The organism is Acidicapsa acidisoli (assembly GCF_025685625.1).
In the GTDB taxonomy this organism is placed as follows: domain Bacteria; phylum Acidobacteriota; class Terriglobia; order Terriglobales; family Acidobacteriaceae; genus Acidicapsa; species Acidicapsa acidisoli.
In genome coordinates, this window is record NZ_JAGSYI010000002.1 from 56417 (window position 1) to 68378 (window position 11962).

At 56.9% G+C, this 11962-nt stretch carries 11 protein-coding genes and 1 pseudogene; 10 read left to right on the plus strand and 2 right to left on the minus strand.

Annotated elements, in window-relative coordinates; genetic code table 11:
- Positions 1 to 7: 7 nt before the first annotated feature.
- Genes OHL23_RS10370 through OHL23_RS10385 form a run of 4 tightly spaced genes read left to right on the plus strand, consistent with a single transcriptional unit; the run spans position 8 to position 3033 of the window.
- The gene (locus OHL23_RS10370) at positions 8 to 1387 is read left to right on the plus strand and encodes a sigma-54-dependent transcriptional regulator (protein ID WP_263351816.1); all 1380 of its coding nucleotides are present in this window, start codon (positions 8 to 10) and stop codon (positions 1385 to 1387) included.
- 16 nt (positions 1388 to 1403) lie between these two features.
- Positions 1404 to 2228 carry an RNA polymerase sigma factor gene (locus tag OHL23_RS10375; RefSeq protein ID WP_263351817.1) on the plus strand — a complete coding sequence of 275 codons (825 nt, stop codon included), beginning with the start codon at positions 1404 to 1406 and terminating at the stop codon, positions 2226 to 2228.
- Positions 2225 to 2476, plus strand: coding sequence for an anti-sigma factor family protein (locus OHL23_RS10380; RefSeq protein ID WP_263351818.1), 252 nt, complete (start codon positions 2225 to 2227; stop codon positions 2474 to 2476). The genes OHL23_RS10375 and OHL23_RS10380 overlap by 4 nt, the downstream gene beginning before the upstream one ends.
- Positions 2477 to 2511: 35 nt before the next feature.
- Positions 2512 to 3033 carry a hypothetical protein gene (locus OHL23_RS10385; protein WP_263351819.1) on the plus strand — a complete coding sequence of 174 codons (522 nt, stop codon included), beginning with the start codon at positions 2512 to 2514 and terminating at the stop codon, positions 3031 to 3033.
- Positions 3034 to 3061: 28 nt separating this feature from the next.
- On the opposite strand, the gene OHL23_RS10390 is transcribed toward OHL23_RS10385, so the two are convergent.
- Together OHL23_RS10390 and uvrA are read right to left on the minus strand one after the other, a co-directional pair.
- The gene (locus OHL23_RS10390; protein WP_263351820.1) at positions 3062 to 5170 is read right to left on the minus strand and encodes a M13 family metallopeptidase; all 2109 of its coding nucleotides are present in this window, start codon (positions 5168 to 5170) and stop codon (positions 3062 to 3064) included.
- Between the two features lie 117 nt (positions 5171 to 5287).
- A complete protein-coding gene (gene uvrA / locus OHL23_RS10395) occupies positions 5288 to 8203 on the minus strand; it encodes an excinuclease ABC subunit UvrA (RefSeq protein ID WP_263351821.1) in 2916 nt (971 codons plus the stop codon).
- Positions 8204 to 8456: 253 nt separating this feature from the next.
- Here uvrA and OHL23_RS10400 point away from each other — a divergent pair, with 253 nt between their 5' ends.
- From OHL23_RS10400 to OHL23_RS10425, 6 genes and pseudogenes are all read left to right on the plus strand, one after another.
- Positions 8457 to 9071: a hypothetical protein gene (locus tag OHL23_RS10400; RefSeq protein ID WP_263351822.1), complete on the plus strand. Its 615-nt coding sequence runs from the start codon at positions 8457 to 8459 to the stop codon at positions 9069 to 9071.
- A 4-nt stretch (positions 9072 to 9075) separates the two neighbouring features.
- A pseudogene (locus OHL23_RS10405) lies at positions 9076 to 9255 on the plus strand (IS1 family transposase); the annotation flags it as partial.
- A 411-nt stretch (positions 9256 to 9666) separates the two neighbouring features.
- Positions 9667 to 10044: a YciI family protein gene (locus tag OHL23_RS10410; RefSeq protein WP_263351823.1), complete on the plus strand. Its 378-nt coding sequence runs from the start codon at positions 9667 to 9669 to the stop codon at positions 10042 to 10044.
- Between the two features lie 30 nt (positions 10045 to 10074).
- On the plus strand, positions 10075 to 10479 hold the full coding sequence (locus OHL23_RS10415; protein ID WP_263351824.1) for a YciI family protein: 405 nt from the start codon (positions 10075 to 10077) through the stop codon (positions 10477 to 10479).
- Between the two features lie 145 nt (positions 10480 to 10624).
- Complete coding sequence (locus OHL23_RS10420) at positions 10625 to 10978, plus strand: YciI family protein (RefSeq protein ID WP_263351825.1); 354 nt, start codon at positions 10625 to 10627, stop codon at positions 10976 to 10978.
- A 163-nt stretch (positions 10979 to 11141) separates the two neighbouring features.
- Positions 11142 to 11894, plus strand: a complete 753-nt coding sequence (locus tag OHL23_RS10425) for a hypothetical protein (RefSeq protein ID WP_263351826.1) — start codon at positions 11142 to 11144, stop codon at positions 11892 to 11894.
- Positions 11895 to 11962 lie beyond the last annotated feature (68 nt).

The window sequence follows — 11962 nt, forward strand, 5'->3', positions numbered from 1 at the left end:
GAGGCACATGAAGGCAAACATTCTGATCGTCGACGATGAAGCGAACACGCTGGCCTCGCTCGCACGGGCATTCCGTCTGGCTGGCCATGAAGCTACGGTATGCGACAACGCGGCACGCGCACTGGAACTGGCGCGGACCGAACCCTTCGACCTCATCCTCAGCGATGTCGTTATGCCGCGCCGCGACGGCTTGTTGCTGCTCGAAGACCTCAAGACGGCGGGCGTCACCACACCGGTCGTGATGATGAGCGGCCAGGCGCATATCGAAATGGCTGTGCGCGCCACGCGGCTGGGCGCTCTCGATTTTCTCGAGAAACCTCTCTCCACCGAAAAACTTCTCGTAACTGTCGAGAACGCATACAAACTCACTCGGTTGGAACACGAGAATCGCGAGTTGCAGCGCCGTGTCGGCAGGCACACCCTCGTCTGGACTTCGGAAGTCATGCGCCGGGCAATGACGCAGATCGAGCGCGTCGCAGCCAGCGAATCCCGCGTCTGCATCTACGGAGAAACCGGCACCGGCAAGGAACTCGTGGCGCGTACCTTGCATGAAAAAAGCGCGCGGGCCAACGGTCCGTTTATTACACTGAATTGCGCTGCTGTGCCCGCAGAGCTGATCGAGAGCGAGCTCTTCGGTCATGAAAGAGGTTCGTTCACCGGCGCAACGCAACGTCACACCGGCAAGTTCGAACAGGCACATCGCGGCACCCTTTTTCTCGACGAGATCGGCGATATGCCGCAAGCGATGCAGGCCAAGCTGCTGCGCGTCCTCGAGGAAGGTGAAGTCGAACGCATCGGTTCCGGCAAGCCGACAACGGTCGATGTTCGTGTCGTCGTCGCCACCCATCGCAATCTGGAACAGCTTGTCGAAGCCGGCGGATTTCGCCGCGATCTCTATCATCGCGTTGTTGTTTTTCCCGTCGAACTGCCGCCACTACGCCAACGCCTCAATGACCTGCCTGCGCTTGTGGAGCACTTTGCCCGCCAGGTGAGTGCGCAGAATGGCTGGAAGCCCGTGCCATTTACCCACGATGCAATCGAAGCCCTCGCCAGGTATCAGTGGCCCGGCAACATTCGCGAACTCAGAAATATTGTCGAACGCCTGCTGCTGCTTGCCGACCGGGAGGTAGACGCGGAAGCAGTGCGGCTGGCGTTGCCGTCTTCGGCATCCAAACCGCATTCAGGTAATGCGCCATTGACCGACGCGAGCGGCCCCCTCGCGGAGCGTGTGCTCGCCTTTGAACGGGCTGCTGTACTGGCGGAACTGGATCGAAATCAAAAGCACATCACGCAGACCGCCAAAGCGCTGGGCCTCGAACGCAGCCATCTCTACAAAAAGTGCCAGCAACTGGGCATCGATCTGCAAAACCTTCCCAATCGCGATTAAAACGAAGGCAAAGATCGTGGCTAAGGTCGGTACAATTCGATTCAAAGACACCTGGGGCCTTCGGGAGGCTCAATGCCTGCTTGGCTGTAACTCATTGCAGTCGGCATTCATCTATATGATTTTAGGAACAAGGACGCGTCCCGAAGCTAAGGGATCGGGCGTCTTGCAAGAACGACGGCAAAAACGACGATTGACAGGCGAGATCAAATCCGGAACGGCAGAAAAGGAAGCGACAGCGGCGCTCATTACTCGAGTGCTGGCCGGCGAATCGCATCTCTTTCACGACCTGATTCGACCAATCGAACGTGCAGTTTACGTGATGCTCCTCATGCTCCTGCGCAACGAGACAGACGCGGAGGATGTGACGCAGGAAACATTCATCAAGATTTACCGCAACCTGCATAACTTTCGCGGCGAATCCAAATTCAGCACGTGGGTGCTCTCGATCGCTCGCAACGAGGGTCTGGGCTGGTTGCGCAAACACGCATCTCGTCCGGAAGAGCCGTTGGAACCGGTGCTCGACGAGAGCAGCGGCGATTTTACCCCGGCGCTGCTCACCGACTGGCGCGAAGTACCAGCGGAGGCGCTGGAGCGCAAAGAGCTGCGCGCATGTCTGTGTCGAGCCATTATGGATTTACCCCCGATCTATCGAGAGGTCGTGCAGCTACGAGACGTTGATGAGCTCGATGTGCAGGAAACTGCGGAAGTACTTGGAATTACTCCGGGATCGGTGAAAGTAAGGCTGCATCGGGCCCGGGTCATGTTGCAAAAAGCATTGGTGCCCGTGTTGAAAGGATTTGCCCCGGCAACCAAACGGTCGTGGTTCGGGAGGCGCGCATGAAGATCGATTGCAGGCATGTCTGGCAGCACATCTCGTCGTATATCGACGGGGATGTGGACGCCGTCCTGCGTACCGAAATCGACCGTCACCTGGAGCACTGCGAGATCTGCTCCGCAGTCCTGGACTCGACCCGCAACGTAGTTGTGCTTATGGCCGACGATCGCGTCTTTGAAATTCCCCGAGGATTCAGTGAGCGGCTGCATCGGCGTCTGGATGCAGTGTTGGCAACGGGCCCTGGCGTAGACTGATTGTGAACTGACCCCTGAGTTATGGAAGTGAGTGCATGATGAGTAAATCTCCTGCGATCCTGTGCGTCCTGGTTCTCGGATTCGCGCTCTCGCCGTGTCGTACCGCGTATTCGGCTGGCGCCTTGAAGTCGAACATGGTTTTCTGGGCGGCGCAGCAATGCCACATTAACGGCACGGTGGATTATGGCTGTTTTCAGAAGAGCCTGGGCCGTTTTGAGCAGTTTGTCTTGCAGGATGAAGCTGGGTGGTTGCAAAAGTCGATCGTGGCCGAGGCTTTGGTCAAGACATACGATGCGCTGCACATCTCGTCGCCCGCTGAGGCTGCGGTGCGAGCCAAGGAACAGATCTACAGCAAGGCGAATGAGGCTCTCGACAAGAGGGAACTGGGTGAGATTAACGATTGCCGGGACGAGGCCAGTCCCGACGGCTGCCTGAAGACACGGTATTGCTTCAAGGAAGCATATATCAAGGTTAAGAATGTACTCGTGACCAACGAGCCGGAGCGGTTTCAAGCGGAGATTCGATGGTTTGACCGGGAGATCAAGGGGCACTGCTGAGTTTCTTTTCGAAAGCGGCTGATGCGCCTCACCAGACGTGGCAAGCGTTGGCCGGCATCATTGGCTGGCCCGTTTTGCATCCGAAGGCCCGACCAAATTCCGGCATATTTTGCACAACGCCCGTAATGCGAAATTCGTCTGGCGAGTGTTCATTGGTTTGCACTTGCAGGCGAATCTGCTCTGGGCGACCACCCCCGCACCATTGTTGCCCGTGAGCCAGAAAGAACTGCTGCGCGGGCGTGTATCCGCTGCCATCCCTGGCGTTCAGATCAATATTCTTGCGCTGGGCGTCCGCCTGTAACGCCACCCACGCAAGGCGCAACCCGCCATTGTCCGCGGTGTTTTCGCCCAGAGTGAGCTTGCCGTTTAATTTGACATCATCGACCGCGGTAAAGCTCCCATACTCCTTCACTTCGCAATCTGTCATCGCTTCGAATTTCTTCGCATCCTCAGCCGTCCACCAGTCGGATAAATTGCCATTGCCATCAAACTTCCGTCCCTCGTCGTCAAAGCCGTGCGTCAACTCGTGGCCAATAGTGCCGCCGATATGGCCATAATTTTCGGCATCGGTAGAGTTCGGACTGAAGAGTGGCGCCTGTAGAATACCTGCCGGAAAGTTAATGTCGTTCATGCTCTGGTTATAGTAGGCATTCACAGTCGGCGGAGTCATGCCCCACTCTCCGCGATCTACCGGCTTGCCTATTTTGGCTAACCAACGGCGATTTTCAAATTCTTCGCCACGCAAGCTGTTACCGGCAGCATCGCCACGAACGATCTTCAAGGAGGAATAATCCCGCCAATGGTCGGGATAGCCGACTTTATCCGCGATCAATCGCAGTTTCTCCTTGGCTTTGATCTTGGTCTCGGAACTCATCCAATCCAGTGTGTCTATCTCCTTATCCATCGCGTTCTCGATGTCCTTTACCATTTGCAGGGTCTTCGCCTTGCTCTCAGGAGGGAAATAAGCTTTTACGTAGGCTTCGCCCAGAGCTTCGCCTAACTCTGTGTCAGTCTCTTCGGCGCAGCGCTTCCAGCGATCCCGCTCCTGGATCTGTCCCTGTAACTCCCGATCGAAGAAGTTGAAGCGCTCCTCGCCGAAAGCAGTGGGAAGTGCAACGCGAGGTACAGCGGCGAGAAGATGCCATCGCAGATAGGTTTGAATGGTCTCGAGATCGGTGGACTTCAGCAATGCCGCTAATCCTTTGAAGAAATCCGGGTTCCTCACGTTTACTTCTGTGACCGGCGGTGCGCCAGTTCGCGCGAAGAAGTCTGTCCAGTTGATCTCGGGAGTTAACTTCGCCAGCTGCGAAACAGCCATAAGGTGATAGACATTCTTCGGATCGCGCCGAGATTCGACATCCATCGATATCCTGGCCAGCGCGGTCTCAAGCGTCATGATTCTCTGCGCATCACTCACCGCCTTGGCCTGCTGCTCACCCAGCAACTTCAAGGTATTGGTGAGATGCAGTATGTATTGCTGCCGGGTCTTTTCCGCGGCATCCCCTGTGCGCAGATAGTAGTCGCGCTCCGGCAGTCCAAGACCTCCCTGGTCTACTGCTGCGATTTGTTTACTCGCATCTTTGAAGTCCTGCTGCTCGCCGTAGCCGAAGAATGCATTTACATTGATCAGTTCGAAACCCGCAAGCAAACTGGTCAGTTCGCTCTTTGCCTTCATGTGCGCAATGCGGTCCAAATCCTGCTGAATGGGCATGAGTCCGGCTGCCTGGACGGCATCGTTATCCATGCAACTTGCGTAGAAGTCACCTACCTTCTTCTCGTTCGGCGTTCTTGAGGGACTATCTGTTTCCAATTTTTCAAGCAACGCGCGAAGCGCCAATTCGTTGTGCTGGAAAACTACATCCCATGGGTCGAAGGAAGACATATCTGCCGGAATCGGAAATACCTTGGTAAAGTTTCCGCATGCGTACTGAGCAAAATTCACGCAAGGATCTGCTGTCGTGTCGAGGAAGCGGGCATCCAGGCCCGTTGGCAGTGCAGAGTTCTTGTCTGCCTGCACTGTAGACTGCACTGTGGACTGCACCGTGGAATTGACCTGTGGATCTGCGAACGGAGCATCGATGGCGACAAAAGCGCCAACCAAAGCTAATACGGCAATAGCCCCATTATGCTTTTTCATCGCGTTCGGAACCTGCTTTTCAATCTGTTTTTGCTTCTGGGTTTGAAGCAGACCGATTGTCACACACATTTGGGCAGTTTTTCTAAGATAAAGCAGGAATTGTAAGTCGATGCTAAGTTAGAGGACTTTAGCCAGCCATTTCCCGGTGTGCGAATGGAGATTGGCGGCGATCTCTTCTGGCGTGCCTGCGGCTACTAACTGGCCGCCGCCGGAGCCGCCCTCCGGACCGAGGTCGATGACCCAGTCGGCGGATTTGATCACATCCAGGTTATGTTCGATGACCACCAATGAGCCGCCTCCGTCGATCAGTTTGCGGAGGGCTGTCAGAAGTTTTGAAACATCGTCGAAGTGGAGGCCGGTGGTTGGCTCGTCGAGGATGTATAGAACGCGGCTGGCGCCGGCAGTACGGACGTTGGCGCTCGCCGCTCGCACCTGCGCCAGATGCGCAGCCAACTTGACGCGCTGGGCCTCGCCGCCGGAGAGCGTGGTTGCCGACTGCCCGAGCCGCAGATAGCCGAGCCCTACTTCGTCCAGCACTGTCAGGCGGTCGAGCAGGCGCGGCAGGCCGACGAAGAAGCGAAGCGCTTCCTTCACGGTGAGGTTCAGCACCTCATGGATGTTCTTGCCCTTGTATTGAACGCTCAGAATTTTGGGCTGGAAGCGGGTTCCGTTGCAGTCCTCGCAGGGCAGTTCGACATCGGCGAGGAACTGCATTTCGACCGTGACGGTGCCGTCGCCTTCGCAGGTCTTGCAGCGGCCGCCGGGAATATTGAAGGAGAAATGGCCTGGGGTCAGCGATTGCTTCTTTGCCTCCGGCTGGGAGGCAAACAGTTCGCGTATCAGATCAAAGGCTTTGATGTAAGTGACTGGATTGGAACGAGGTGTGCGCCCGATCGGGGTCTGATCTACGAGCACCACGTCGTTCAGTCGCTCCGCGCCTTTGAGGTCACGGAAGAGTCCAGACGGATCTGCGCCGTCTGACTGGCCAAGGGCGCGCGCGACGGCGCGATACAGAACCTGATGGACCAGCGATGATTTTCCCGAGCCGGAGACGCCTGTGATCGCGACCAGCATGCCGAGAGGGATTTCGATGTCGATGTTCTTCAGATTGTTGGCACGCGCTCCGCGCAGAAGCAGCATTTCCCGTCCGGGCTCGCGGCGCCGAGTGGGAACGGGAATCGTAAGTTGGCCGGAGAGATAGCGGCCAGTGAGGGAGTTGGGGTTGGCGAGAATTTCTTCGACTGTTCCTTCGGCGAGCAGTTTGCCGCCGAATTCGCCGGCTCCGGGGCCAAGGTCGAGGAGATGATCGGCGGCGCGCAGGACATCCGGATCGTGTTCGACGACGAGGATGGTGTTGCCGAGGTCGCGCAGATTTTTAAGGATACGGATCAGGCGGTCGGTGTCGCGGGTATGGAGGCCGATGGACGGCTCATCGAGAACATAAAGCGCGCCTACGAGACGCGATCCGAGCGAGGTCGCCAGTTGGATGCGCTGGGCTTCGCCACCGGAGAGCGTGCTGGCGAGCCGGTCCAGCGTGAGGTAATCTAGACCGACGGCGTCGAGGAAAGTGATTCGTTCGCGGACTTCGTCTAGGATGGGGCCTGCGATCTCCTGTTGCATTTGGCCGAGGGTCAGTGCTCCGAAGAACTCCTTGGCTGCGGAAATAGTGAGCGCGGAGGCCTCGCAGATATTGCGGCCGCTGATGCGGACGGAGCGGGCTTCGGCGCGCAGACGCTGGCCGCGGCACTCAGGGCAGGTAGCGTAGCCCCGGTATTTCGAGAGCATAACGCGGACATGCAGCTTGTACTTCTTGCGCTCCATTTCGGCGAAGAAGCCGTAGATTCCGAGGAATCCGGTGCCGCCGGGACGCTTGTCGCCGTAAAGCAGCACCTCCTGCTGGAGCGGCGTGAGGTCTTGCCAGGGAACGTCCATAGGCACCGTCAGAGCCTTGGCCTGGCGCTTGAGGTCGGTGAACCAGGAACGGTATTTCGGGCGATTCCAGGGGTCGATTGCGCCGTCGTTGAGGCTCAGGGACTTATCGGGGATGACCAGGTTGAGATCGAAATCGATGGTGTTGCCAAAGCCCTGGCAGCGGGGACATGCGCCGAAGGGATTGTTGAAGGAGAACAGGCGCGGCTCAGGTTCGCGACCGGGTTTGTGGCAATTGCGACACTCGTAAGCTGTTGAAAATCGGTGCCTTGGACGCTGGCTTCCGTCGGCCAATTCTTCTCGCGGCACTTCTTCGAAGAGGACTTCGCCTGCCTCGCGATAGGCGATTTCGACGGCGTCGACGATGCGGGCGCGATTTTCCGGCGAAACTACGATGCGGTCAATGAGCACGAATACTGGAAGCGAGAAATCCAAGTCCAGGAGCGATTCGGGGCTTGAGAACTCGAAGATTTGTTCGTGCTGGTATAAACGATTGAATCCATTGGCTCTTAGCTCGACCAAGCGGGATTTCATCGCTTCCGACAAGGGCGATGGATCGGCTGCCGGCTTGGTGGTGGGCTTGCGGCTTCGCTTGACTGGAGTGGCTGTATCTTCCTGTTTTTCAATGGCTTGCGTACGGACGGGGAAGATTGCGTGCAGGCGCGTGCCGTCGCCGAGCGCGAGGATGGATTCTGCGATTTCGTCCACGGAATCGCGGCCGACCAGTCCGTCGCAATGGATGCAATGGACGGTGCCGCAACGGGCATACAGAAGTCGCATGTAATCATAGATTTCCGTTGCGGTTGCGACGGTCGAGCGGGGATTTCTGGTGGTGTTTTTCTGTTTGATTGCGATGGCTGGGGCGAGGCCGTCGATCAGGTCTACGTCGGGTTTTTCAATTCGTTCCAGGAATTGGCGGGCGTAGGCGGAGAGCGACTCTACGTAGCGGCGCTGGCCCTCGGCATAGACGGTGTCGAAGGCGAGGGAACTCTTGCCGGAACCGGAAACTCCCGAGACCACGGTGAGTTTTCCGTGGGGAATATCGCAGCTTATGTTCTTTAGATTGTGTGTCCGCGCGCCGCGGATCTGGATCGAATCGTTCAAAACTGGTGTCCTGACTGGGCCGCTTGGCCTGTGTTCGGTTCAGGGTTTGGGGCGCAAAAGTCCAATCCTGATTATAGGCTGAGCGGCATGAAAAGGTCCGATTTTGGCCTGCCGCACTGTCGCGATGAGCAACATAAAAGGTTCGATTTCTAAGACAGGTTCGCGGATTTCTTACGTAGAACAACGGATTGCGTAGAATAAGCGCCGGATTTTTTACGATGGAAATCAGTTTGGGCGAAACAGGAGGCGAAGTATGAGCAAAGCTGGGGATCGAGCACGAAAACTGAATCGCGAATGGGCCAGAAAGGAGGGGTATAAGGAGCAGCCGGGGGAGTTGGTTTTTCAGCCGCATACTCCGGAGGATTTCTTGATGGATGCGCGGAAGCTCAAGCTGAATGTGCATGAGTTTCGTGCGGCGTTCCGGGCTGGAGCGTTCAAGTCGATTTTGCTAAAGGGTGGGGGAGGACATTTTGAGATATTTGGAGAACCGCGAACTCCCCGGCGCAATCTTGCTTCGAACGGAGGATGGCTGATATTGGCGACGACGAGGGGAAAGAAGGACCGCACGTTTCGAAATCCGGAGACAGCGCTCGAATTGCTTTGCACCATGGGAGTGACCGAAGTGCGGGTAGAGTTGGAACACTGGCATCCGACACGGGTGAAGGAGTGGGCAAGAAAGCGGCCGGATATGGCGGAGCGGCTGCGATTCGCGCACGTGTGTGCGAGGGCTGGCGATCTCAAGAACCCGAACGAGGGCGGGGATACCACGCTTGACCAGCCAGATAAGGGCGAAGGTGCTTCCATGTTTTTGGCGGACGACGATCATGGGTTGACGAGGGAAGGGGATTTTGACTGGCCGGAGGAGTGACGGCCATGCGGTCGCGCTCTACTTCGCCTTTTACAACTTCTGCATGGTCCATCAAACTCTGCGCGTGACGCCTGCGATGGAAGCTGGCCTGTCCGATCACGTCTGGAGCGTTGAAGAATTGGTATCCCTGATACCAGAGCCAGAAGCCAAAAAGCGCGGACCTTATAAGAAAAGGGCTGAGTAGTAGGGCAGTTTGATAGAAGCCCTCCTCGGAGGGCTTTTCTCTTGCTCTTGGACTGGAGATCAAGAGATCATGTACGGCATGAACAGTTTCATTGCTGCTATACCGTGGCAGGTTTACCCGTTGCTCATGATTGCATTCGTGATCTTGATATTCATCAGGAACACGAAGAAGTACCGCCGTGAATTCGGTGATTCTCCAACGATAGAGGACATTCGCGCTCGCTATCCTCGCGCTAAGGTCATTCGCTTATGGAAGAAGCGTGGTTAATTCAAATTTCAAACTGACCCACTACCAAAAAATTCCCGAAAAATAAAATTCTCCCGACGGCTTGTAGAATTCCAACCTGGCCGTTCGTCGTTGTAGTGAAGGCCGGGCAAGCAAGCCCACCTGAAGACCATGACAGGAGAAAATATGCCGCAATTTCTGGTTGCTATTCAACACCCTGAGAACTATGAACTGCCCGATGCTGAAGCAATGATTCGCGACATCCGCGCACTGAACCGAGAGATGATCGCTGCCGGGGTGAGAGATTTTGCCGGTGGGCTGCAACCGGCGGGGAAGGCAAAATCGGTGCGTCAGCAGGCTGGCGGAGAGGTCGTTGTCAGCGATGGGCCGTATCTGGAGACGAAGGAGCATGTGGGCGGTCTGTGGCTGCTGAAGTGTGCCGACATGGACGAGGCGGTGGAGTGGGCGCGCAAGGCCGCCGTCGCTTGCAGGGTGCCGGTGGAGGTGAGAGAGTTCCTCGAAATACCAAAGGAATGGAAAGCCGAACCGGAGAGGTCTAACTAAGTCAGGAATTAACGAGAAGGAGCAGACCAAATGCGTTTCATGATGATCGTGATTCCGAAAGGATATGAATCGGCCGCGCCGGATGCAGTTCCCAGCGCGGAGGCGGTGGCGAAAATGCAGGAGTACAACCAGAGTCTGCAAAAAGCGGGTGTTCTGCTCGCGCTCGATGGACTTTTTCCGCCTTCGACCGGGGCGCGCATTTCGTACCTGGACGGCAAAGCTACGGTGACAGACGGACCATTTCCCGACGCCAAAGAAGTGATCGGCGGCTACTGGATCATTCAGGCGAGTTCGCGCGAAGAGGCAATCGAATGGGCCAGACGCGCGCCGATGTCCAACAACGAAATCATCGAAGTTCGACGCATCTTCGAGATGGGCGATTTCCCGCAAGATGTTCAGGTGGCAGCCGAGGGCTACGAGAAGCTGCCGCATTAGGGCAATTCTCTTTCCGCGATACGCCGAAGCGACAGCGAGAACAAAAAAATCTGGGCGGCTTGTAGAATTCCGGTCTGGCCGTTCGTCGTTCCAGTGAAGGGCAGGATAAGCAATCCGCCTGGAAGATCATTTCGAGGAGAAGACAATGCCGCAATATCTGATTGCTGGTTACATCCCCGACGATTTCGACCCGTCCCAAATGGACGAAGCTGCGGGTCGCGCCATCCACGAGCTCAATGCAGAGATGGAGGCCGCAGGCGTCCTGAAGTTCGCTTGCGGTCTGGGGTCTACGAAATCGCTGCGGGGGCAGTCCGATGGCGGAGCCCTCATCACCGACGGGCCATACCTTGAAGCCAAGGAACACGTAGGAGGTTTCTTGATATTGGAATGCGCTGACATGGACGAGGCGATGACATGGGCGCGCAAAGGCGTTGTCGGCCCCCAGGGGGGGATGGAAGTGCGGGAGATTTTCTTCGTGCCGGACCCCGCACAGGACTGAGCGGTAGGGCAACAGCGAAGTGGTGCTGCGCAGCGGCGTCTTCGGAACCCGGCTGGCGACAGACTCTAATCAACGAAGAAAGACACGTGGGCGGTGGTGACAGGCCACTGCACGCTGCAGGACGGCCTTGTTCGTGAAAAGGCCGATTCTCAGGAGGAGATCAATGTTGAAAAATAAGGTTGCCGCAATCACAGGCTTCGCACTACTCGCTGTGCTCGGTGCCGCGAATCACGCTATGGCGCAGGATGCGGCCACGCAGGATGCTACGACGCCCTATCCGAAGATGGCCCCGATCGAACAGTATTTGATGGATCGCGACGCGGAGATTGGGCTGGCGCGCAGCGCTGCTCCGGACGCCATCTCGCACGACGCCTCCATTGTCGTTCTGACCCGCCACGGCTACGAAACCGCAGTCGAAGGAAAAAACGGCTGGGTCTGCTGGGTGGGACGCGGCTGGCTGGCGATGTTTGATCATCCCGAATTCTGGAACCCGAAAGTTCGCGCCGCAGAATGCATCAATCCGCCCGCGGCCCGCTCCGTCCTTCCGTACGCCTACAAACGCACCGAACTCATCCTGGCTGGCCATTCGAAGCAGGAAGTCATCGCCGCTATCAAAGCCGCCATCGACAAGAAAGAATTGCCACCGCTTGAGCAGGGCACCGTCTCATACATGATGTCCAAGTCCTCTTACCTGACCGACGGCGGCGGCCACAATATGCCTCACATGATGTTCTACGAGGCCGAGAAAGACGGCACAGCCTGGGGCGCCAACCTGACCAACTCGCCGGTCATGGCGGTGAATTATTGGTACCTCTCCGGCGAAGACTACCCACAACTCAAAGCCTTCCCACCCCTGTCGGTTTTCTTGATAGCAGCAGAAAAATGGTCCGACGGCACTCCCGCGCCACCCATGTAGCTCCGCAAGCATAGAAACTTCAACCCCGTTCGACGTGTCAGCAGAGAGCCAGTACGATAGCGAGCAAC